Source organism: Streptomyces sp. NPDC048600 (assembly GCF_055587025.1).
Map to the genome: position 1 here is coordinate 244634 of NZ_JBVJGZ010000004.1, position 23564 is coordinate 268197.

The window sequence follows — 23564 nt, forward strand, 5'->3', positions numbered from 1 at the left end:
TCACATCAGCGGATCTGTCACACAAAGAGGGAACGATTCTGCAATGGGGTGTACGCGGAGTCCGCACGCGGTAGGGGCCGCCGGACACGGATGTGCCCCGGTGTCCCGCACTGCGGGGCACCGGGGCACATCGCGTTCTGCCTGCTGCCGGGAGGCCGGGCGCGTCAGCGGCGCATCGAGGCGCGCCTGGTGCGCAGCAGGAGAACACCGCCGCCGATCAGCAGGGCCGAACCGGCCGCGGCGGGCCACAGGTTCGCACCGGTGTCGGCGAGCGGACCGCGGTCGCCCTGGGGAGCGGACACCTGCTGACCGGCGCCCTGGTCGTCGTAGCCGGGCTGGGCACCCGACTCCGGCGACGTGGTGGCCGGCGGGGCCGCCGCGCTCGGCGTGCCCGCCGACTTGGGCTCCACGCTCGGGGCCTCGGCCTGGTCACCGCCGGGGGCGTCGGGCTGCTCGTTGCCGGGGGCCTGCGGCTGCTCGTTGCCCGGGGCCTGCGGCTGCTCCTCGGCCGGGGCCTCGGTGGGCTCGTCGCGGGGAGCCTCGGAAGGCTCCTCGGCCGGGTCGCCGCCGTCACCGGCACCGCCGCCGGGCGGTTCCTCGGTGCCGTCGCCCGGTTCGGCCGGCGGCTCAGCGCCGCCGTTGCCACCGCCGTCCGGGTCCTCCGGAGCGGCCGTCGGCTGTTCACCGCCGCCGTTGTCGCCGCCGTCACCGCCGCCGTTGTCGCCGCCGTCACCGCCGCCGTTGTCGCCGCCGTCATCGCCGCCGTTGTCGCCGCCACCGTTGCCGCCTCCGGCACCGGCGCCGCACTGACGGCCCTCGTTGATGCAGTCGACCATCTCGCCCATCAGGCCCTCGTCGAAGACGTTGATGAAGTCACCGTGGTCGGTCTGCGGCTTGTGCAGCTGCTCGGGGAAGGAGTCCACCGCGAACAACGGCGTAGTCTGCCCGCCGTCGTTCAGGCTCGGCGCGTCGACGTCGTAGACGATGCGCTGCACCAGCTGCGGGATCGCCTGGAAGCCGGAGGGGCAGTTGCCCGAGCCGTCGGCGAAGGCCACATGGGTGCGGTGGTTGGCGCTGTCGATGTTGCGGCCGTCCCAGCAGCTCTGGAACTTGAAGGAGCGCACCACGTCGCTGCCGGACGGGCAGAGCGGGTACTTGTCCTTCAGCTGCCGGTCCTCGAAGCCGGTGCAGCTCCAGGAGGCGTTGGCGTTGCCGGGGCCGTTCACGAAGGACTTGGCGTCGCCGGTGATGATGCGCAGCAGCCGCGGCATCGCGGTGACCTCGCTCACCGGGCTGCCCACGAAGTTCAGCGTGACGTCCTTCGGCGTGACGATCTCACCGGCGTTGCCCTCGATGCCGCCGCCGGGCGACTGGGCGTCCTGCTCCTGGGTGCCGTTCTGGAGCCGCAGCACCGGCCAGTAGTAGGAGGACTTGTCGCCCTGGTCCACGCAGCTGGTGCCGGCGGCAGCGAGGTCGTCGTCGCTCGCGAAGGCGTCGTTGTCCTGGTTGCCGATGTAGTCGTGGAAGTGATGCGCGCCGTTGGTGACACCGGGCGCGACGATCACATTGTCCGAGTTGAACAGGCCCTGCGCGTTGACGCCGCAGCTGCTGGCGAACGTACCCTGCGAAGCCCCGTCCGACTGCTGCGGGTCGGCCACGTTGGGCTGGACGGTGGTGATGTCGGCGTAGTCCTCGGCGACGGGACCGTTGCCGGCCTGTCCGCCGATGCCGCCCTGGCCGCCGTCGCCCTGACCCCCGTCGCCCTCTTGGCCGTCGTTCCCGGCCTGCTCGCCGGAGCCGTCCGCCGCGCCGCCGTTCTGCGCGCCCTCGGCCTCGACAAGGGTGCACGGGGCCAGCGATCCGAGGTCCTCCGGCTGCTCGCCCGCGCCCTCCAGCACTCCGGCGATGCGTCCGATCGTCTCCGACCGCTGGTCCGTCAGGGGCTTGAGGATCAGGTCCTCGGGCGAGCCCTCGGCCGAACCGCCGCTCTGCTCCTGGAGTTGCCGATAGGCGTCGGCGATCTGCTGGTCCAGTGTGGCGAGTTCCTTGTCCACTCCCTCGCGTGCGTCGTCCGGCACCGAGGTGAGCCGTTCGCCCACGTCGGGGCAGTCGATCGTGGCGGCGCCCCACGCGCTCGTCGTCTCACCGGCGTCGCCGCCCGTGGCGGAGGCGTACACATTCACCGCCACCAGTCCTCCACCGCCCAGCATCAGGGCGACGGCTGCGAAAGTCGCGCGCCTGGCACCGGTCGGGCGTCTGCGTGTGTTGCGTCCCACGTTCGTACTCCTACGCGTTGGTCTACGCGGTCATGAGTTCCCCCTGGGATGCCATACGCGAGGGTGCGCCGGAGTGTTCAATCGAACCGGGAATAAACTTGGAACTCTTTCGCCGCGAGGGTCACGCGCGTCCGCCGCGCCCCGCCGTCGGCCGCCTCAGGGGCCGCCGATCGCGCCGAGGTCGAGATTGGCGACGCTGTGCTGCCAGGCCAGGGAGATGACGACCAGCAGCACCCCGTAGGCGGTGGCGGGGACGGCGATCCAACCGTCGAGATACGGGGCGGCCTTGATCAGCATGAGGACGATGTACAGCACGTCGATCAGGCCCACGCCGGCATAGGCGATGAGGATCGCGGCGCGCTGCCAGCGGACGGCGGTGTGCAGGTTCAGCGCCCGCTCGCTGGCCGTGACGCCGATGGCCGTGCGGTCGAGCGTGGAGCCGGTGGCGGGCTCCACCGCGTCCAGGAGCGCCTGTTCGAGGGTGAGGATGGAACGCGCCCGCACACCGGCCAGGTTGACCAGCTGCGCCTGGAACGCGAGCACGCACACCAGCGGGAAGGGCAGCAGGCTGATCGCCCAGCCCAGCAGGTCGAGCTTGTCGTAGAAGGCGATCGTGCCGACCAGGTAGGTGACCGCGGCGCCCATCGTCGCGAGGCTGACGGTGAGGGTGCTGGAGCGGTCGGCGCGGTCGGACTGGTAGATGGCCGTGAGGACGTGCAGGCGGTCGGACAACGGGGCTCCTTGGTGAGGGCGCTCGGGTCACGGCACGGACGGAACGTCCTTGAGGCGCCGCACGGCGGCCAGCATCGTGGACTCGGCCTCGTCGAGTGCGCCCCGGCGGGACAGCAGGTGCTCGATCTCGTCGAAGCGGACGGTCGCGTCGCGGTAGCCCAGGGCGCGCAGCGCGGCGACCCGGTCGGGGGAGAAGTCCATCAGGCCGGTCAGCGGGCCGAAGGGGCCGGGCGGGACGACCGGCACGCTGGGCCGGATGTCTACCCGCAGCAGACCGGTCGCCGCGCCCGGCGCCACGGGGGCGTCGGGGTGCAGATGCAGGACGACGAGGATGTCGCAGTGCTCGGCCGAGGCGAAGGCGCGCACCGGGGTGCGGTCCCCGCGGCCCAGCCCTCCGTCGAGGTAGGCGCACCCGTCGATCACGCGCGTCGGGAAGATGAAGGGCAGGGCGGCGCTCGCCAGCACGGCTTCGCGGACCTGGTGCGTCGCGAGGTCGTTCAGCCGGATGATGCTGGCGCGGGACCCGCCCGCCCAGCGGACGATCTCCACCAGGTGGCGCAGTTCCACGGGGACGCTCTGGTGGTCCATCAGGGGATAGGCGGTGACCCAGACGGGCAGCCCGGCCCGGATGCGTTCGGGGTCGACCGCCTCGTCGATCAGCTCCTCCAGCAGGGCGGTGCGTTCCTTGAGCGCCAGCAGGCGCGGAAGCAGGCGCCGCAACTGCCGTGGCGTGCCCTCCACGGCGACGCCCGCCTCGTCGAGCGGCAGCCCCAGGCTGTCGGACGGCAGGACGCCCATGCGGGTGGTGAAGCGCTCCCAGAAGGCGGCGAGCCGCTCGACGCCGTGGAAGAAGGACTCCGCGCTCGCCAGCACGGCACCGTTGAGCGCGCCGATGCTGGTGCCCGCGATCGCGGACACCTGGGCGCCCCGCTCCGCCATGTAGTCCAGGACGCCCAGTTCGTAGGAGCCTTTGGCCCCGCCGCCCGCCAGGACCAGGCCGATGCGCACGGGCTGGTGCGGCGCGCGTGGCGGCGGTGTCCGGTCGGCGGGGCCGGGGGTCGGCGCGGGTCGGGGGGTGCGCGGGTCATGTGCGACGGCCAGTGCCTGGCGTCCGATCCGGGCGAACCCCTGCTCCCCGGTCACGAGTTGCCCTCGGCCGCCTGGAGCCGGGTGCGTCGCGTCGCTGCCTCCGCGAACTGCTCCCTGACGATCTGGCGGAGCAGTTCCTCGGCGGTCAGGCTGCCGGCGACATAGCTGCTGCCGCTGCCGACGGCCCGTCCGAGTGCCGTCCGGGCGACGGCCGTGTGGTCCGCGTCCGGCGTCGCGGCGGCCAGTGCCGTGCCGCTCAGCGCGGCGGTCAACGGGCCGCGTCCACAGGCCGTTCCGTCCGGCAGGCCCTCGCCCAGCAGTTCCGCCACCATCAACCGGTGGTCGTCGCTGGGCAGTTCGCGGGTCGCCTCGGCCAGCATGCTTACGACGGACCGCACGCCCTCGTACCACGGCGTGGGCGGATCCTGGAACATGCGCTCGACCAGCTCCCGCTCGATGTGCCCGCCGCCCTTGGAGACGGCGAGCTCCCCGGCGGGGCCGGTGGCGACCTCGCGGGCGAGCAGCACCGCCGCGCAGAGCCAGCCGAGGCGCGCGTCGCGATGCGGGTGCCGCCACCGGCGTACCGCGTTGTCGATGGCCAGGCTGCTCTCGATCTTGCGCAGCCGTTCGTCGTGCTGCCCGAAGGTGTTCCCTGCGTGCTCGGCCAACTCGGCTACGACGAAGGCGAGTTCCCGTACTCCCTGCTCCGTCCCCTTCAGGCGCGCGTCGAGCTCCTCCGTCCGGCCGCCGACCCGGCCGACCTCGTCGGCGACCTCGGCGACCGCGAGGTCGGTGACCGCGAGGCGTCCGGTGAGGCTGGACACCCAGGAGAGCGTGTCGCGCTGGGCGCCGGCCAGGGAGCCCTTCACGATGAGGTCCCTGCGGCGCCGGTGACCGGTGACCTGGCCGAGGAGCCGGGCGAAGAAGCCCTCGCGCACGGAGGCCCGGACCAGATCGTCGGCGGTGTGCAGGTCGTTGAGCAGTTCGAGCAGGAGCCGGTCGCCCACCAGCGGGACCCCGCCGGCGACGTCGGACGGGTTCAGTGCTCGTCTCTTCATGGGGCGACCGCCGGTGCCACGAACACGAAGGGTGTGCTGAGGGGCTGCGGCCGTTCGCCGCCGACGCGGTACGCGGGCGCGACCAGGAACTCGGGGGCCATGCCCTCGCCCGGCGAGGGGTTCCACGCCTGGTACTCGTCCGCGGGCAGCACGCTCACGTCCACCGCGAAGTCCAGTTCGGCCGTGAGCGGCAGTCCGGCGACGGTGCCGCGCAGTTCGGCGGCCTTGCGGAAGACCGCGCCGAACAGGCCCCGGAACTGGGCGGCCTCGGTCTCGTGCCCGAGCTCCGTCAGCCGTCCGAGGACGTCGTCGGACTGCTTGGACATGGGCTCGTCGAGCGGCTGGAACAGCTGCTCCACGAGCTGGGCGACCACCTGGGCGCGGCGGCGCGCCAGGTCCGTGGCGTCCTCCCCCTTCGGACAGAGCAGGCGCCCGAGGACGAGCAGGTCCTGCCGGACCAACGTCTGGTATTTCTGGGCCAGTTCGAGGTGCCTGCGATGCTTGTCCGAGGTGGCCCGGCCGTCGTCGATGGCGTTGCGCACTCCCTGTTCCCGCAGGGCGTCCAGCAGCCGGTCCACCTTGCGGTCCACCCCGTCGAGCCTGCGGTCCACCCCGTCGAGCCGGTCGGCCAGGGCGTCCAAGGCCTGGCGCAGGCCGTCGGCCCGGTTGCGGGTCTGGGCGACGAGGAACCGGCTCTGCTGCCTCAGGTCCTCCTGCAGCTCCGCGCGCAGCCACTGGAACCAGTCGTCCAGGTCCTTCTGGTACTTGTCCCGCTTCGCCGATGACGGCACCTTGACTCCTCGCCAGACTCCCCTGTCGTGGTACAGGCTCGTCTCGTCCTCGCTCTGGCCGCCTCTGTACGTGTCTTCGTGCATGGGTCAGCTCCCCGCTCCGCCGTGACGTCCGTACAGCTCGGTGAACGCGATGGCCGCCTTGCGGCGCACCTCGCTGATGCGGTCCCTGGTCTCCACCGAGATCTCCGTGCCGCCGAACGCGTAGTACACATCAACGAGTCGCTTGGACGAGTCCTGATGCACCGAGCCGGAGACATCCGCCGCCACCGTGCCCAGACGTTCGCAGCCCGGCTCGTCGGTGTACTGCGGTTCGTCGCTGTAGGTGGCGTAGAGGCCGATGTCGAACGAGCGCAGGTCTCGTTGGGCGATCTTCATCGCGGACGTCCTGCGTTCGTCGGCCTCGACCAGCTCACCGCGCCTGACCACCACATGGACGCGGCCGCGGCACATGACGTCGCCGTCCTCGTCTTCGAAGCGCCGTTCCACGGGATCGACCCCTTCACGGAAGAGCTTCGAACAGGCGTAGCCGTACGTGTACTTCGAGCGCCGGCCCCAGATCACCGAGGGGTCGTAGGCGAAGTGGACGGCTCCGCCGAGGACGGCTACGGCCGGGTCCTGGGGGATCAGTACCTTGACCTCGTCGCCGAACCGGTGGGCGATCCGGTCGCGCAGATAGGTGGAGCGGGCGAAGCCGCCGACGATGACGATCTGGTCGACGCCCTTCACCGGGCCGCCGACGACCAGCCGCCGCTGGCGTTCGATGGTGTCCAGGACCGGGCCCACCACCGCCTCGTGCAGCATGGCGACCTCGGCCGGGGTGAGCACGAGGTGGTAGGGGTCGCCGTAGGCCTCGTCCTGGAGCCGCTCCTGGGTGGCGCGGGGCAGCGCCTCCCACAGCCGTCCCGGGATCTCTATGTCGCAGGGCGTGGTGATGACGGGCGCGCCGCCGGGCGCCGTCTCGGAGTGCAGGCCGACCTTCCACTCCTCCCAGCGGTCCTCCAGCAGGGTGATCTCCTTGGAGTGGGAGACCTTCAGCTCCTTCAGCCGCTCGGCCCCGAACCGGTCGGCGAGGACGCGGTCGACGAAGTGCTGGTTGATGTAGGCCGAGCCGAGCGCTCCGCCGTCGGCGAGCCCGATCTCGGATAGCCGGTCGTCGCCGACGCCCTCCGCGCGGATCTGGTAGCTGGTGATGTCGACGGTGCCGCCGCCGCAGTCGACGACCATGAACCTGCTGCCGGCCGTCCAGACGTCGAGCCGCCCCTCCGGCCGGGCCGGCCCGAGCAGGGTGCCCGAGGTGAGCGCGCAGTACACCGCGGCCGCCTCCGGCTCGCTCACCAGCAGGAGCCGTTCCTCGTCGGCGGGCAGGCCGGCCGCCTCCGCGGCGTCACGCATCGCGCGCTTCTCGGCGTCCTTCCAGATCGCGGGAACGGTGATACACCAGCGGATGTCGTCCCCCTCGTAGGCGAGGGCGCTGCCGCGGTAGCCGGTCGCGCCGATCTCCTGGAGTGCCGTCCGGTACATCTTGCCGAGGTAGGCGGTGATCAGTTCACGCACGACCCGGCGGTCCGCTCCGGCGAGGCTGCCGAGGAAGCGCGGCACGTCGGAGGAAGGGGCGTCCGCCCGCAGTGCCATCTTGAATCGGCTCGCGTAACCGAAGTTGTTCGGATTCTTTTGATTCAGCTCGATCTGCCAGCGCCTGCGCGCCTCGAAGCCGAACTCCCGTACCACCCCTTGGGCGTCGGCCAGGACCGCCGTCAGATCCTTCGGATAGGAGCTGCTGCCTCCGTGCTTCACGAAGTTCTGGTAAGCGATGTAGCGATTGTTGGTGACGTCCTGCAAATTCGACACGGTCGCCCATGCGAACCCGGATCCATGGGTGCCGAAATCTATGGCCACCACGACTTTGGGCACGAACACGCCTGTTGAAGCACTCATACTGTCCCCCTCGGCCCGGACGGGGGCACGCCGAGCGGCGCCGTCCGAGCCGGTCCGTCGCCAAGCGAAGATCACGTCGCCCCGACGCCTCGCGAAGGGGCCTGCCTTCCCGTTCCCCCACCGTCAACTCCCCTCGCGCGAGGGGCGCTTGATTCAGGTGTTCTTCATTCCCGTGAGGGTGCACTGAAAACTAGTTCAGAGGCAGCGAACAAGCAGGGTTCACTCGGTCGTCATCCGGCCCGGTGGTATCCGGGTCGCCCCCTGTGCCGTGCGGGTCGCAGTCGCGTTCGAATTCGCCGTGGGGGTTCGTCCCCGTGTTCGCCCGCCGGGAGGGGGCGGCGGGCGTCATGGCCGCCCATGACGCCCGTCTCGAACGGTCAGGCCGAGTGGGCGAACAGGTCCCGGGCCGTCCGCTCCGCGACGGCGCGGTCCGCCGGGACCAGGCCGATGCGGGTGCGGCGGTCGAGGAGGTCGGCCTCGTCGAGGGCGCCTTCGTGGCGGACGGCCCAGAGGAGTTCGGCGCCGGTGACAGGGTGTCCGGGGACGACCGGGCGGGCGAGGGAGGGGTCCTCCAGGCCGAGGGCGTGGACGGCCCGGGCCTCGGTGCCGTAGCGGCGGACCAGGCGGGCGGGGACGTCGAGGCGGGCCAGGGTGTCCTGGTCCGCGGCGCCGACGAGCGGGAGGGAGGCGGTGCGGCAGGGCCCGGCGAGCAGACGGCGGGCGGCCACGGCGGCGTCCACGGCGTCCTGGGCCATGCGCCGGTAGGTGGTGAGCTTGCCGCCGACGACGGTGACGACGCCGTCGGGCGTGGTGAGCACGGCGTGCCTGCGGGAGATGTCGGCGGTGCGGCTGCCCTCGGTGTCGAGCAGGGGGCGCAGGCCCGCGAAGGCACCGACCAGGTCGTCGCGGTGCACGGTGACGTCGAGCGCGGAGCCGAGGACGTCGAGGAGGAAGCCGATGTCGGTCTCGGGGACCTCCGGCACGTCGGGGATCTCGCCGTCGACGGGTTCGTCGGTGAGGCCGACGTAGACGCGGCCGTCGCCCTGGGGCAGGACGAGGACGAAGCGGTTGGTCTCGCCGGGGATCGGGATGTGCAGTCCGGCGGCGAGCCGGCCGAGGGCCTCGGAGCGCAGCACGAGGTGGGTGCCGCGGGAGGGGCGCAGACGGACGTCGGGGACCAGGCCGCCGGCCCAGACACCCGCCGCGTTGACGACGGCGCGGGCGCGGACGCGCAGCTCCTGGCCGGTGGTCTCGTCGCGGACGCGGGCGCCGTCGCCGGTGATCTCCAGGGCGCGGGTGCGGGTGAGGACGCGGGCACCGTGGGCGGCCGCGGTGCGGGCGACCGCGGTAACCAGGCGTGCGTCGTCGGTGAGTTGGCCGTCCCAGGAGAGCAGGCCGCCACGCAGGCCGCCGGTGCGCAGGGCCGGGGCGAAGTGGCGGGTCTCGACGGCGGACAGGGCGCGCGGGGCGGGCAGCGTACGGCGTGAGGTGCGGGCGGCGGCGCGCAGCATGTCGCCCGCCAGGAAGCCGGCCCGGGCGAGGGCGGCCTGACCGCGGCTCACCAGCGGGGTGAGGGGCAGCACGAAGGGCTGGGCGCGGACCAGGTGCGGGGCGGTGCGCTCCATGAGGACGCCGCGCTCGACGGCGCTCTCGTGGGCGACGTCGAGCTGTCCGGAGGCGAGGTAGCGCAGTCCGCCGTGGATGAGCTTGGAGCTCCAGCGGGAGGTGCCGAAGGCGAGGTCGTGGGCGTCGATCGCGGCGACGGTGAGCCCGCGCGTGGCGGCGTCGAGGGCGGCGCCCGCCCCGGTCGCGCCGAGGCCGATGACCAGGACGTCGACCTGGGTGCCGTCGGCGAGTTCGGCGAGTTCGCGCCGGCGGCGCGCGGCGTCGAGCGAGGAGCCGGGCAGGTCGGGGCTGCTCGTGGGGTTCATGGCGTGAGGGTCCTCTCCAGCAGCGTGCGCAGTTCGTCGAGGAAGGCGGCTTCACTCAGTTCGGGGTCGGTCTCGTCGGTCATGGTGCGCAGCGAGAGCGTGAAGGACTGGACGACGAGCAGCACGGAGCGGGCCTGGAGGTCCGTCCGCGTGTGCCGTACGGAGCCGTCCCGGTGGCCCTCGTCGAGCGCGGTGGCGAGGAGCTCCAGGAGGGCCTCCTGGCTGGCGCCCCTGCGGTCGAGGATGTAGGGCAGCAGCAGTTCGGGGTCGACGTCGACGATCTTGTGGAAGAGCGGATGGGCGCGGAACGCCGCGGCTCCGGCGACGAGTCCGTCGACGACGCGCTCGCGCACCGGCCGGGTGTCGTCGGCGGTGGGCATGGCGTCGACGGCGACCGCGATCCACTCGCGGGTCATGAGGTCGCCGACCAGGGTGCGTACGTCGGGCCAGCGCCGGTAGAGCGTCATCCGGGAGACGCCCGCGCGCCGGGCGACATCGGTGAGGGTGGTGCGCCGTACGCCGACGGCGAGCACGCAGTCGCGGGCGGCGTCGAGTACGGGATCGGCGTCCGAGGCGTTGTCCGCGGCCTTGTCCTGGGCGTTGTGACGAATGGGCGTCATGTGTCACAGTGTAATGCAGCGCGGGGCGAGCGCCAGAGCCGTCCGTGGACCGAACCGTGAGGAACCTTCGAAGTGGACATGTTGTGGAGCGGCTGGGGCGACCCGGCCAAGGCGGCCCCGCTGCCCGACTCGGTGACCGGCCTGCTGCGCGACCTGCTCGGCGTCACCCCCCGCACGAGCGGCCCGGCGGACCTCGGCGACATCGAGGTGCCGGCCCCGGCCCTCACCGACGAGGCGCGCACCGCGCTGCGGGCGGCGGTCGCCGCCGAGGACGCGCTGCGCGAGGACGCCGAGAGCCGCGTCCGGCACACCCGCGGCAAGTCCACCCCCGACCTGCTGCGCATCCGCGCGGGCGAGGTCGACGACATCCCGGCCGCCGTCGTGCTGCCCGCCGACCACGACGAGGTGCTGGCCGTCCTGCGCGTCTGCGCCGCCCACGGCCTGTCCGCCGTCCCGTTCGGCGGCGGCACGTCCGTCGTCGGCGGGCTGAAGCCCGAGACCAAGCGTCCGTTCGTCGCGCTCGACCTGCGCCGTCTCGACCGCCTGCTGGCGGTCGACGAGGTGTCCCGCACCGCCACGATCCAGCCCGGACTGCGCGGACCGCGGTGCGAGGAACTGCTCAACGAACAGGGCTACACGCTCGGCCACTTCCCGCAGTCGTTCGAGTGGGCGACCGTCGGCGGTTTCGCCGCGGCCCGCTCCAGCGGCCAGGCCTCCTCCGGGTACGGCCGCTTCGACGAAATGGTCCTCGCCCTCACCGTCGCCACGCCCGAGGGCACCCTGGAGACCGGCCGCGTCCCGCGCTCGGCGGCGGGCCCCGACCTGCGCCAGCTGATCCTCGGCTCCGAGGGCGCGCTCGGCGTCATCACGGCCGTGACCGTGCGCGTCCGCCCCCTGCCGCGCAAGCGGGTCTACGAGGGCTGGCGCTTCGCCTCCTTCGAGGAGGGCACCGCCGCCCTGCGCCGTCTCGCGCAGGACGGCCCGCGGCCCACCGTGCTGAGGCTGTCCGACGAGACGGAGACGTTCATCGGCCTGGCCCAGCCCGACGCCATCGGCTCCGGGGACACCCCGCAGCCCTCGGGCTGCATGGCCGTCACCGGCTACGAGGGCACCGAGGAGGAGACCGCCGCCCGGCGCGCCGCGGCCCGTGAGGTCCTCCTCGCCTGCGGCGGCGAGTACCTCGGCGAGGAACCCGGCGACCGCTGGGAGCACGGCCGCTACAACGCCCCCTATCTGCGTGACGCGCTGCTCGACGCGGGCGCGTTCGCCGAGACGCTGGAGACGGCCGGGTTCTGGTCCGCGCTGCCGGGGCTGTACGCGGCGGTGCGCGAGGCGCTGACCGCCACCTTGACCGCGGCGGGCACCCCGCCGCTGGTCATGTGCCACATCTCGCACACCTACGAGAACGGCGCCTCGCTCTACTTCACCGTCGTCTCGGCACAGGGCGAGGACGCCGTCGCGCACTGGGAGCCCGTGAAGCGGGCCGCGAACGACGCGATCCTCGCGGCCGGCGGCACCATCAGCCACCATCACGGCGTCGGCACCGACCACCGCGACTGGTACGCCCGGGAGATCGGCCCGCTGGGCATCCGGATGCTCCAGGCCGTCAAGGCCGAGGTCGACCCCGCCGGAGTGCTCAGCCCCGGGGTCCTCCTCCCCGTCCGCTGACCCGCCGGCCGACGCTCCAGCCGACCCGTCGGCGGCCCCCGAGGCCGCCGGTACCCTTCCCGCCGTCCGTCCCCGTAACCTGCCGCCCGGAGGCCTGATCCATGCGACAGTTCACCGCCGTCGTCAACCCCGCCGCAGGCGGTTCCAGCGGGGCGGCGGGCCTGCTCCCGCTGGCCAGAGCGCTGCGGGAGGCGGGCGCGCGGCTCGACACCGAGTACAGCCTCAGCCTGGAGCACGCGCAGGAGCTCGCCCGGCGCGCCGGGGAGCAGGGGCATGTGGTGCTCGCCGTGGGCGGCGACGGCATGGCCGGGTGCGTCGGCGGCGCGCTCAGCGGCACCGACACCGTGTTCGGCCTGGTCCCCGCCGGGCGCGGCAACGACTTCGCCCGTGCGCTCGGCCTGCCCACCGACGCCCCCGGCCTCGCCCGGGTGCTGCTGGAGGGCACGCCGCGCGCGGTCGACACCATCGAGGTGGAGTCCGCGGTGCACGACCGCGTCCACGTCCTCGGCAGCGTCTACGCGGGCGTCGACGCGGTGGCCAACCATCACGCCAACGCCTCCCGGCTGCTGCGCGGAGCCGCGTCGTACTACGCGGGCGGGCTGCGCGCTGTGCTCGGCTGGCGGCCCGCCGCCTACCGGCTCACCATCGACGGCGTGCCGTACGAGCGCAGCGGCTACACCGTGGTCGCGGCGAACTCCGGCTACTACGGCTTCGGCCGCAACATCGCCCCGGGCGCACGCCTCGACGACGGGCTGCTGGACGTCGTGGTGATCTCGCACGCCCCCAAGCGCCTGTTCTTCACGATGATGAACGAGCTGAAGACCGGCGCCCATCTGCGGCGGCCCCAGGTCGAGGTGCTGCGCGGCAAGGAGATCCGCATCGAGGCCGACCGCAACGTCCCGTACGGGGCGGACGGCGAGGTCGACGCGGCGCTTCCGGTGACGGTACGGGTGCGGCCGGGGGCGCTGAACGTCCTGGCCTGAGCACGGCTTACGGCACGGCGGTCGGTGTGCGGAACGTCCTGGTCTGAGCGTGGCACGGCAGGACGGCCGGCGCGGAACGTCCTGGCCCGAGCACGGCGTACGGCACGACGGCCGGCGCGCGGAACGATCACTTCGGCCATCGTTCACAAAACGCCTCCCCGGCGGAGGGGTGTTGTTCCACCGTCACCGCGACCGTCATGCCCGCCCTGTTCATGCCTCACTCCGGGACGGACCTCGTGACCGCAGCGCGCGCCCGCCGTAAGCGCCGTAACCTCGCCCTTTCCCTCGTCGCGGTACCGGCGCTGGCCGCCGGTGCCCTCACCGCCGCGCCGGCCCATGCGGCCCCGGCCGACGACATCCGCATCAACGAGGTGGTGACCACCGGAAGCGTCGACGACTCCATCGAGCTGTACAACAAGGGCACGGCCACGATCGACGTCTCGGGCTGGGTCCTCAAGGACGACAACAACAGCTCCTCGTACAAGATCGCCTCGGGCACCACGCTGGCTCCGGGCGCGTTCCGTTCCTTCGACGTGCACGCCAAGTTCGGTCTGGGCTCCTCGGACAAGGCCCGCCTCTACCTGGCCGACGGCAGCACACTGGTCGACAGCTTCACCTGGAGCTCGCACTCCGCGCCCTCCTGGTCGCGCTGTCCCGACGGCACCGGCGCGTTCCGTTCGGCCGCCCTGACGCTCGGCGCGGCCAACAGCTGCGGCACCGGCGGCGGTTCCACCCCGGTGGCCTGGCCCGGCGGCAGCTCCGTCGCGAACGCCGACGCCTCCAACGTCTTCGGCAGCGACCTCAGCGGCCTGTACCAGGAGGGAGGCGTGATGTGGGGCGCCCAGAACAGCGGCAGGCTGTGGCGTCTGCTGCCCGACGGCTCCGGCGGCTGGACCCCCGACACGGCGAACGGCTGGTCCTCCGGCAAGACGCTGCGCTTCACCGGCGGCACCGGGACCGCCGACGGCGAGGGTGTCACCGTCACCGGCGGCGGCTCCTCGGCCGGTGTGTTCGTCGCCAGCGAGCGCAACGGCGACGCCTCGGGCACCAGCCGGCTGTCCGTCCTGAAGTACGACGTCGGCGGCACGGGCACCTCGCTCACCGCCGCCCGGGAGTGGAACCTGACCGCCGACCTCCCGGCGGTCGGCTCCAACGCCGGCTTCGAGGCCGTCACCTGGGTCCCGGACGCCGCCCTGACCGGCGCCGCCTTCAAGGACGCCTCCACCGGCGCCGCGTACGACCCGGCCCGCTACGGCGCCCACACCGGCGGCGTGTTCTTCGTCGGCGTCGAGGGCACCGGCATGATCCACGGCTACGTCCTGCAGGACTCGGGCGCATTCACCCATATCGCCTCCGTCAGCAGCGGTATGAGCGGTGTCATGGAGCTTCAGTGGGAGCCCGCGGCCTCCCGTCTGTGGGCCGTCTGCGACAACACGTGCGGCGGCCAGCACCGCACCATGCGGGTCGACACCTCCGGATCCTTCGCCACCGTCGCCGTGTACAACCGCCCCACGGGCATGCCCGACTACAACAACGAGGGCTTCTCCGTGGCCGGTTCGGACGAATGCGTCGGCGGCTCCAAGCCCGTCTACTGGGCCGACGACGCCAACGACGGCGGCCACGCCCTGCGCAGGGGCACGATCGGCTGCTGACCGGCCGATGCCCGTCTGAGAGGGGCACGATCGGCTGCTGACCCGTCGGCGCCCGGTGGACCCCGGGCGCCGGCACTCCTGTGCTCCCGGCCATGCATCACCGCCGGGCAGGATGGCGGTGGGGGGGGGGGGGGGGGGGGGGGGGCGGGAGGGGGAGGGAGGGGGGGGGGGGGAGGGGGTGGGGGGGGGGGGGGGGGGGGGGGGGGGGGGGGGGGGGGGGGGGGGGGGGACGTACGNNNTGCAACAGCGACCCCCTCCCCCCCCCCCCCCCCCCCCCCTTCCCCCCCCCACCCCCCCCCCCCCCCCCCCCCCCCCCCCCCCCTCCCCCCCCCCCCCCGGCACTCCTGTGCTCCCGGCCATGCATCACCGCCGGGCAGGATGGCGGTGCGTCCGGAGGCCGGCCCCGTGCCACGCGGCCGGAACTCCAGGTCCGGACTCCGGCCCGGCCGCCCGACCGGGGCGGCGGCCTCCGGACGCGCCGGTCTCCTTCCGCGGGGCGGCAGGCCGGTCTTCGGACCGAGCGGGGAATCGCCGCGGCCGCGTCCAGGTCCGCCGGGACAGTGCGCCCAGGGCGCGGGTTCCGAGCCTGAAGGCGGCGTCCGGCTCGGTCGGCGCGCCCTCCGTGCGCCACGGCGACCTCGTCCGCCAACTACCGCGCACACCAGACCTAAACGGATGTGCGAATGTCGGTGGCACGTGATACTCACTATCCCCACGGGAGGGGTGATCACCGGCCTCCCGCGTCAGGACACTGCGAGGGGTGGGAGATGGCGTTGCTCCGGAAGCTGGGGCTCACGCTGGGGAAGTGGACCGGGCAGCCCGGCGCGCGCGTGCAGCAGGACTCCGGCGACCCCGAGGTGCGGCGCGTCCGGGAAGCCGCCGAGGCGGCGGACTGGGCGACCGTGCGCGAGGTTCTGGAGGCGCGGTCCGAGAAGGAGGACCGCACCGAACTGCTGTGGGCCGTGGCGGACACCGCGGGGGTCGAGCGGTGGATCGCGGACGTCCTGAAGGCGGAGCCCGAGGCGCCGCTGCCCCGGCTCGTGGCGGGCATCCGCCACGTCAGCTGGGCCTGGGAGGCGCGTACGGGGGCTCGCGCCAAGGACGTCTCGCGTTCACAGTTCGAGGTGTTCCACGCCCGGCTGCACACGGCCGAGGAGTGGCTGTACGAAGTCGCGGAGCGCGAGCCGGAGTGGGTCTCGCCCTGGTACGGCCTCCAGATGACCGGTCGCGGCCTTCAGGTCGGCCGGCAGGTAGCCCGCCGCCGTTTCGAAGCCGCCGTGCGCCGTCAGCCGCAGCATCTGGGCGCCCATCAGCAGCAGTTGCAGCAGATCTGCGACAAGTGGGGCGGCTCGCACGAGGAGATGCACTCCTTCGCGCGCGAGGCCGCGTTCGGCGCGCCCGCCGGCACCCTGCTCGGACAGCTCGTCGCGATCGGGCACATCGAACAGTGGCTGTCCCTCGACCGGGGAGCGGACGACGCGTACATGCGTCGGCCCGAGGTGACGCTGTCCCTGCGGGAGGCGGCGGAACATTCCTACCGGCACCCGGACTTCGTCAGACACGGCGCCTGGAACCAGGTCCTCAACACCTTCGCCATGGCCTTCGCGCTCGCCGGGGACCGCGTCTCCGCACGCGAGTGCTTCCAGATCACCGAGGGACGGGTCACCGAGTTCCCCTGGTACTACATCAACGGGTCCGACCCTGCGGCGGCGTACCGGGCCACCAGGTCGTCGATCGGCCGCTGACCTCCGGAGGCGCGCACGCGCCCCCTCCGGCCGGTCGCCCCCTCGCACCCGCGCGCCCCTCCCGGACCCGCACCACAGCTCCCGGACAGACCGCACAGCCGGACCCGCACCGCCCTCCGGCCCCCGCCCCCTCCCGTCCGCGTCCGCACACGCACCACGCGGGCGCACCCACCGAAAGACTCCGTCAGGTGCCACACTCCGAGACCGCACACACCTTCCAGGTCGATCTGCGCGGCCTGGTCGACCTGTTGTCCCACCACCTCTACTCCAGCCCCCGCGTCTACCTGCGCGAGCTGCTCCAGAACGCCGTGGACGCCATCACGGCCCGGCAGGCGCTGGACCCCGGGGCGCCCGGAACCATCACGGTCCGCACCGGTGACACGCTCACCGTCACGGACACCGGCATCGGGCTGACCGAGGCGGACGTCCACCGCTTCCTCGCCACCATCGGCCGCAGCTCCAAGCGCGGCGCGGACGGCTCGCTCGACGGGGCCGGACTGGACGCGGCGCGCGGGGAGTTCATCGGGCAGTTCGGCATCGGACTGCTGGCCTGTTTCGTGGTGGCCGACGAGATCACCGTCGTCAGCCGGACCGCCGCCGACCCCTCGGCGCCCGCGGTCGAGTGGCGCGGCCACGCCGACGGCCGCTACACGATCCGCACGCTGCCCGCCTCGGCCATGCCCGAGCCGGGCACCACCGTGCGGCTCACCCCGCGCGCCGACAACAGCGAGTGGACCGGCCCCGAGCAGGTCGTGTCGCTCGCCCGGCACTACGGCGGGCTGCTGCGGCACGAGGTGACGGTCGTCGGACCGCGCGGCGAGAGCCACCGCGTCAACGACACACCGCCGTGGGAGCGGACGCACCGGTCCCCGCTGGCGCGGCGCGAGGCGTTCACCGCCTACTGCCGCACCCTGTTCGACTTCACTCCGCTCGACACCATCGAGCTCGACCTGCCGGCGGCGGGACTGCGCGGCGTCGCCTACGTGCTGCCGACCGCCGTGAGCCCCGCGCAGCGTGCCGGGCACCGGGTCCACCTCAAGGGCATGCTGCTCACCGACCAGGCGCCCGAACTGCTGCCGGACTGGGCGTTCTTCGTGCGCTGCGTCGTGGACACGACGAGCCTGCGGCCGACCGCGTCGCGTGAGGCGCTGTACGAGGACGGCACCCTGTCCGCCGTACGGGACGCGCTGGGCGAGCGGATCCGGGACTGGCTCACCGGGCTCGCGGCCAGCGACCCGTCGCTGCTGCACCGCTTCATCGACACGCACCACCTCGCGGTGAAGGCGCTCGCCCGCTACGACGACGAGCTGCTGCGGATCGTGCTGCCGTGGCTGCCGTTCGAGACGACCGACGGCAATGTCACGCTGGAGGAGTTCTCCCGTACGCACTCCACGGTCCTGGTCACACGCAGTGTGGAGGAGTTCCGGCAGGTCGCCCCGATCGCCTCGGCGGCGGGCCTGGGTGTCGTGAACGGCGGCTACACCTACGACCGTGACCTGGTGCACCGGCTGCCGGAGATCCGTCCGGGCACGGCCGTGACGGACCTGGACCCGGCCACCGTCACCGCGCATCTGGACGCCGTGGACCCGGGGGCGGAGCTGCGGGCCGCGGCCTTCCTCGCCGTGGCCCGCGAGACGATCGGCGTGCACGACTGCGACGTCGTGCTGCGCGACTTCCAGCCCGTCACCGCGCCCGCGCTGCTGCTCGACAATCGGGAGGCGCGGCACGAGCGGACGAGGTCGTCCCTGGCGGCCGAGAGCGACGGTCTGTGGGCGGACATCCTCGGCTCGCTGCGCAACGACACCCCGCGGGCCCAGCTGGTGCTGAACCACCTCAACCCGCTGGTCCGCCAGGCCATCACGATCGCCGAGCGCGGTCTCGCAGTGACCACCGCCGAGGCCCTGTACGGGCAGGCCCTGCTGCTCAGCCGCCGCCCGCTGCGGGCGAGCGAGAGCGCCCTGCTGAACCGGGCCTTCATCGGGCTGCTCACGCACGCCATGCACAACCCCGGCCCGGCCGAACCCGGCTCCGAGCCCCGGAAGGAACTGTAGATGCTGGACACCCCCGAGGCCGTGGTCGAGGCGCTGCGCGAGAACCACGACCGTCCCCACGGTCTCACCCGTACCGTCACCGCCGAGGAGCTGGTGGAGGCCGCGGAGCCCTTCGAGAAGCCCGACGTCCTCGTCACCGCGCTGCTGGAGCTGATGACGGCGTACGAGTTCACCGGTGAGCACCGTAAGTCGCCGGTGGTCTTCGCGCGGCTGCTGCGGCTGTGGGAGACCGTGCCGGAGAGCTTCAGCGAGTGGGAGGCCCATCAGGTCTTCTGGCGCTTCAAGTGGGTGACGACGTCCCTGCTCCAGGTGCCGGACGTGCCGCTGGCGACGGTCCGGGGCTGGATCGACCGGATGCGGGGCTTCTACGAGGCGGCCGAGCACGGAATGCAGCCGGTGGCCGCGATGCGCTACCACGTGGCCGCCCACACCGGCCTCGGCCCGCACGACGCCTACGACCTGTGGGTCACCCGGCCGCGTACCGAGCTGAGCGACTGCGAGGCCTGCGAGATCCGGTACCTCGCCGGGCACCAGGTGACCGTGGGCGACGACGCGGCGGCCCTGGAGGTCTGGCACCCCGTCCTCTCCGGGGCGTCCGGGTGCAGCGAGGAGCCGCAGATGAGCCAGGCGCGCGCCCTGCTGCCGCTGCTGCGTCTCGGCCGCACCGACGAGGCCCGCTCGCACCACCTCACCGGCTACCGGCAGGCCCGCGGGAACACGGGCATGCAAGCCGAGGTGGGTCTGCACCTGGAGTTCTGCGCGCTGTCGCGCAACGAGGGCCGCGGGCTGGAGATCCTCGCCGAGAACCGGCCGCTGTTCGAGGCGACCGGCGCACCGCTGGACCGGCTGGGCTTCCTCACCGGCGTCGAGGTGCTGCTCGCCCGGCTCGCCGAGGACGGTCACACCGACACACCCGTCGCGGGCCCGCCCGGCCGGAGCTGGACCGCGCTCGAACTCCTCGCGCACGTACGATCGGAGGCCGAGAAGCTGGTCTCTGCCTTCGACGCGCGCAACGGCACACCGGCCGTCGGGGAGCGCCGCGGTGCGCGTCTGGCCCAGCGTCCGCTGCTCGACGAGCCGCTGCCGCTGGGACTGCGCACGGCCGTCACCCGCACCCCGGCCGCCGCGCCGCCCACCGCGGCCGTCCGTGGCACGGCTGCGGACCTGCCCGACGACTTCGTGTCCCTGGTGCGCGAGGCGCGGCGTATGACGACGGAGGGTCACCCGGGCAGCATCCGCGTGTGGACCCGCGTCACCGAGCGTCTCGCGGACGGCAGCGGAGCGCACGAGGACTCACTCGGCCCGGCGGACCTGCTGGAGGCGGAGCTCGCCGAGCACCGCGCGCGGCTGCTCGCCCACGACGACGGCAGCCGCACGGACAGCGTCGCGGAACTGCGGCGTGCCGCGGAGCTGTTCACCGGGCTCGGCATGCCCTGGCACGCGCTCTCCGCCCGTACCCGCGCGCTGGCCTGGTCGACGATCCCCGACGCCGTGGACGCCGCTCCCGAGTCGGCCCGGTCCGAACTCGACGAGGTGCTGCGGGAGACCCAACGGCTGCTGGCCGAGGTGCCGTTGTCCGGTGAGCCGGTCGGCGAGGAGGAGGCCGCGTTCGGCTCCGAGGTGGGGTCGGAGCGTGAACTGGAGTACCTCGCGCTGCTGTTCTCCTGCGCGTACGCCGCGCACCAGGACGTGCTGCGGGAGCTGCCGGAGGCCTCGGACCTGGCCCTGGAGCGGTTCGAGGACGCCACGCGGCGGCTGCGCTCCGAGGCGGAGCGGCTGGGCATGCCCCACCAGGTGGCCAACGCACGGCAGTTCGTCGGTGAGCTGGCGGCGCGGCGCGGTGAGCTGGACCGGGCCGAGGAGGAGATGCGCGCGGCCCTGAAGGACGTGGCGGAGGCCGGGCGTCCGTGGCGCGCCACGCGTCCGCTCGCGATGCTCGGCCAGATCCTGCTGTCCAAGGACGAGCCCGCCGAGGCCGCCGAGGTGCTGCACCAGGCGATCGTGGAGGCCGTCCGCCACGACGACACCGAGTTCCCGATGGCAGCGACGTACTCGCTCGTCGGCCATGCCGCGGCGCACTCCGGCGACTTCACCGGCGCCGTACGTCATCTCACGGAAGCCGCGACGCGCTACGACCAGGAGTCGGCGTTCGACGACGCCACCGAGGCGCGGCTCCAGCTCGCGGACGTGCTGGCGCGCGGCGGGCAGCAGGCCGACGCCGTCGCCGTGCTGGAGTCGGTCCTGTCCGACGAGGCGGCCGGCTCCCTGGACGAACGGCTGCGCGCCCAGGCCCGGCTGACGCTGGCGCGCGGGCTGCGCGAGCTGTCGGAGTACCTGGCCTCGGCCGAGGAGTTCCTGCGGCTGGCGGACGCCGTCGCCGGCTGGGAGGACGACCCCGCCATCCAGACCCTGGTCGCGGCCGAGGCGGCGATCGCGCTGGCGATGGCCGACCGCTGGGACGCGGCCGCCACGGCGTACGAACGCGCCGTGGCCGCGCACGCCGTGGCCGCGAACCCGTCCCTGATCACGCACATGATGTGCGAGTTCGCGCGGCTCACCATGCTCGCCCGTGGTGCCGACGGCGTGGACGAGGCCCTCGGACACCTCACCCGCGCCGACGCCGTCGCGGCCGCCGTCCCGGAGGACACCGAGACCTTCACCGCCTGGTACGAGTCCGGCACGGTCCACTACCGCCGCGCCCGTGTCCTCGCCGAGGCCGAACGCTTCCCCGAGGCCCTCATCCAGGCCGAGGCCGCCGTCGCCGCGCACGAACGGGGCGGCGAGCACGGCGAGGTCCCCCGCGCCGAGGCGGTCCGCGTCGCCGCCCTGATCGAGGGCAACGGCCTCGAACGCTACGACGACGCCGTCGTCCGCCTCACGGCCGCCGCCCGCCGCTGCCGCCACGCGGACCTGACCGAGGCGGCGGAGATCCTGGACGCCCTGAGGGAGGACTACCTGACACGCCAGGGCGCCTGAGCGGCGGCCCCGACGGGCATGTGACCGGGGCCGGCGGCGTGGTGCCCGGCGGTCCCCCGGTGTGCGGTTCAGCCACGGCACGGCGTCGGGCCGGGCGGCCTCGGTTCGTCGCGGGCGTCACGGGGGTCGTCCGTGGTCACTCCTCCCACCACGGCCGTACGCCCTCCACGGCCACGAAGTCGCTGAAGTCCATGTTGGCGATGTCCAGGTTGCAGGCCAGCGAGCCGACCTGGTCGCAGGGGAGGACCGCGGTGTGGCCCGGGGCGTCGTAGAGGTCGACGACGGTGAGCGGGCGGCCGGGTTGCGTGAAGGTTCTGGTGTCGGCGAGGGCGACCAGCGTGGTGTGCTCCTCGGGCGGCACCAGGGCGGGCACCTGGCCCGGCAGGAGGCCCTCGTAGGCCCGGTCGTCGACGGCCAGCGCCGTGAGGGGGAAGTGGTCCACGTCGATGTCGTCCAGGTCCGGGTCCGCGCCGACCCAGCCCAGTTCGTCGGCGCCGCCGAGTTCGTCGAGCAGGGCGCGCCAGCCCTCGTCGTCGTCGAAGCAGGTGCGGACCAGCAGACACGCGTCCGTCGCGGTCAGCGGCGGGAACGACCGGCGCGACGGGTTCGTGGGCGCAGGGAACGCCGGCCGGCCGCAGTCCCCCTGGTACATGCCGCGGGTGTCCATGCCACGCACCAGGTCGTCGAACGTCAGCTCCTCGCCGAGCAGTTGGTCCAGGATCGCGCCGAGGCGGGACGAGGGGACCCTGACACCGCGCCCGGGTATCTCCGCCAGGTCGACCAGCAGCGGCCCGTCGCCGCCGTAGGCCACGGGGATGTCCGCCATGACCAGGACTCTCGGCGCGGTGTCGCCGCCGTCCGGCACCAGCGCGGGGACGCTGCCGCCGCGCAGGTAGGACCAGCCGGTGCCCTCGACCGGGCGCAGCCGTGTGCGGTGGCCGTCCAGGACCAGGACGCCGTCCTCGGGGCGGCCGTCGATCTCGCCGAGCAGTCCGCCCCACCGGGCTCGGCCGTCGTCCTCGTAACAGGCGCAGAGGAGCAGCACTTCGCCGGGCTTCGCACGGGGAAGGGGAGGCAGAGGGGTGGGGGTGGAGTTCATGTACCGGATGCTGTCACGCTCCACTGACAACGGTCGCCCGGCGGGTCAGGGTATGGCGGTGAGCGTGCTCAGCCGTGGGGCGAGCCAGGGTTTGCGGCCGCCGGCGCGCAGCTGCCCGAGGGCGATCGCCCGCCACATGGGTGCGCGATGGAAGGAGACCAGGAGGAACGCGGCCGGAACCGCCGTGATCCGGCAGTCGTAGGTACGCGGCGGGGCGTTCCTGGTCACGGTCATCGCCCCGTCGTCGACGACGACCGCGAGCCGCGGTCCGCCCTTGATCGCGAGATCGAAGGCGACGCTGACACCGCGGGCGCGGTCCTTGTCCAGGGCCGGCGGCATCATCGTCGGGAGGGTCTGCCCGAGCACCAGCCGGGCCTCGTCCTGGCCGACGGGCCAGGGGCGCCGGACGCCGCGGGCGATGTCCAGGCCGTGCAGGAGGCTCTCACTGAGCAGCATGCCGGTCGCCGTCGCCAGGGTCAGAGCGGCCTCGGGCCCGTACCAGGGCGTGGGGACCGGGGTGTCCGGGGCGAGTCCCTCGGTCGCCCGCAGGAACCTCTCGCCCCGTTCGGCGACGGACTCGCCCGGCCGGGCGCGCTCGTCGGGGCCGAGGAGGGCGATCGACGTGGCGTTCAGCGCGGTGATCCGGTCCGCGAAGGTCACGTCGCCGGGGAGCAGGAGCGTGTCCCAGTCCACGGCCTCCTCGGTGGAGACCGCCGAGGTGAACGCGAGGTACACGGCCGCGAGATGCGCGCCGACGTCCGCCACCGTCCACTTCGGGACCCCGGAGGCCGCGTCGGGGTCGGGTACGTCACGCAGCAGCGCGACGAGCCGGGTGATCACGCCGGCCAGCGCGAGCCGCGTCCTCTCGTGCTCGGCGACGGCGTCGAACTCGGTGACGGTGCCCATGCCACTCCCCGTATCGCGGACGGGTCCGCACATTACCGGCGAGTAGGAA

Annotated in this window: 16 protein-coding genes; 6 read left to right on the top strand and 10 right to left on the bottom strand. The window is 73.3% G+C overall.

What is annotated here, in order from left to right; translation table 11 throughout:
- Nucleotides 1–164: 164 nt before the first annotated feature.
- The 8 genes from ACZ6SQ_RS07330 to ACZ6SQ_RS07365 form a co-directional block, all read right to left on the bottom strand.
- Nucleotides 165–2210: a DUF1996 domain-containing protein gene (locus ACZ6SQ_RS07330; RefSeq protein ID WP_469557845.1), complete on the bottom strand. Its 2046-nt coding sequence runs from the start codon at nt 2208–2210 to the stop codon at nt 165–167.
- A 222-nt stretch (nt 2211–2432) separates the two neighbouring features.
- Nucleotides 2433–3008: a hypothetical protein gene (locus ACZ6SQ_RS07335; protein ID WP_469557588.1), complete on the bottom strand. Its 576-nt coding sequence runs from the start codon at nt 3006–3008 to the stop codon at nt 2433–2435.
- 27 nt (nt 3009–3035) lie between these two features.
- Nucleotides 3036–4151 (bottom strand): patatin-like phospholipase family protein, encoded by a 1116-nt coding sequence (locus ACZ6SQ_RS07340; protein WP_469557589.1) that lies wholly within the window; start codon nt 4149–4151, stop codon nt 3036–3038.
- The gene (locus ACZ6SQ_RS07345) at nt 4148–5155 is read right to left on the bottom strand and encodes a diguanylate cyclase regulator RdcB family protein (RefSeq protein WP_469557591.1); all 1008 of its coding nucleotides are present in this window, start codon (nt 5153–5155) and stop codon (nt 4148–4150) included. Before ACZ6SQ_RS07345 ends, ACZ6SQ_RS07340 begins: the two co-directional genes overlap by 4 nt.
- Nucleotides 5152–6030, bottom strand: coding sequence for a hypothetical protein (locus ACZ6SQ_RS07350; protein WP_469557593.1), 879 nt, complete (start codon nt 6028–6030; stop codon nt 5152–5154). The genes ACZ6SQ_RS07345 and ACZ6SQ_RS07350 overlap by 4 nt, the downstream gene beginning before the upstream one ends.
- Before the next feature lie 3 nt (nt 6031–6033).
- Nucleotides 6034–7884 (bottom strand): Hsp70 family protein, encoded by a 1851-nt coding sequence (locus ACZ6SQ_RS07355; protein WP_469557594.1) that lies wholly within the window; start codon nt 7882–7884, stop codon nt 6034–6036.
- Between the two features lie 377 nt (nt 7885–8261).
- A complete protein-coding gene (locus ACZ6SQ_RS07360) occupies nt 8262–9815 on the bottom strand; it encodes a glycerol-3-phosphate dehydrogenase/oxidase (protein WP_469557596.1) in 1554 nt (517 codons plus the stop codon).
- On the bottom strand, nt 9812–10435 hold the full coding sequence (locus ACZ6SQ_RS07365; protein ID WP_469557598.1) for a TetR/AcrR family transcriptional regulator: 624 nt from the start codon (nt 10433–10435) through the stop codon (nt 9812–9814). The genes ACZ6SQ_RS07360 and ACZ6SQ_RS07365 overlap by 4 nt, the downstream gene beginning before the upstream one ends.
- Before the next feature lie 72 nt (nt 10436–10507).
- Between ACZ6SQ_RS07365 and ACZ6SQ_RS07370 the strand changes: the two genes are divergently transcribed.
- From ACZ6SQ_RS07370 to ACZ6SQ_RS07395, 6 genes are all read left to right on the top strand, one after another.
- Nucleotides 10508–12103 (top strand): FAD-binding oxidoreductase, encoded by a 1596-nt coding sequence (locus ACZ6SQ_RS07370; protein ID WP_469557600.1) that lies wholly within the window; start codon nt 10508–10510, stop codon nt 12101–12103.
- A gap of 101 nt (nt 12104–12204) precedes the next feature.
- Nucleotides 12205–13086 (top strand): diacylglycerol/lipid kinase family protein, encoded by an 882-nt coding sequence (locus ACZ6SQ_RS07375; protein WP_469557602.1) that lies wholly within the window; start codon nt 12205–12207, stop codon nt 13084–13086.
- 236 nt (nt 13087–13322) lie between these two features.
- A complete protein-coding gene (locus ACZ6SQ_RS07380) occupies nt 13323–14738 on the top strand; it encodes a lamin tail domain-containing protein (RefSeq protein WP_469557605.1) in 1416 nt (471 codons plus the stop codon).
- Between the two features lie 767 nt (nt 14739–15505).
- Nucleotides 15506–16483: a hypothetical protein gene (locus ACZ6SQ_RS07385; protein WP_469557607.1), complete on the top strand. Its 978-nt coding sequence runs from the start codon at nt 15506–15508 to the stop codon at nt 16481–16483.
- Nucleotides 16484–16671: 188 nt separating this feature from the next.
- Nucleotides 16672–18534: an HSP90 family protein gene (locus ACZ6SQ_RS07390; protein WP_469557608.1), complete on the top strand. Its 1863-nt coding sequence runs from the start codon at nt 16672–16674 to the stop codon at nt 18532–18534.
- Nucleotides 18535–21510 (top strand): hypothetical protein, encoded by a 2976-nt coding sequence (locus ACZ6SQ_RS07395; protein WP_469557610.1) that lies wholly within the window; start codon nt 18535–18537, stop codon nt 21508–21510. It begins immediately after the preceding gene.
- A 136-nt stretch (nt 21511–21646) separates the two neighbouring features.
- On the opposite strand, the gene ACZ6SQ_RS07400 is transcribed toward ACZ6SQ_RS07395, so the two are convergent.
- Together ACZ6SQ_RS07400 and ACZ6SQ_RS07405 are read right to left on the bottom strand one after the other, a co-directional pair.
- Entirely contained in the window at nt 21647–22609 is a 963-nt protein-coding gene (locus ACZ6SQ_RS07400) for a DUF6924 domain-containing protein (RefSeq protein WP_469557611.1), read from the bottom strand.
- Between the two features lie 45 nt (nt 22610–22654).
- Nucleotides 22655–23515, bottom strand: coding sequence for a maleylpyruvate isomerase N-terminal domain-containing protein (locus ACZ6SQ_RS07405; RefSeq protein ID WP_469557612.1), 861 nt, complete (start codon nt 23513–23515; stop codon nt 22655–22657).
- Nucleotides 23516–23564 lie beyond the last annotated feature (49 nt).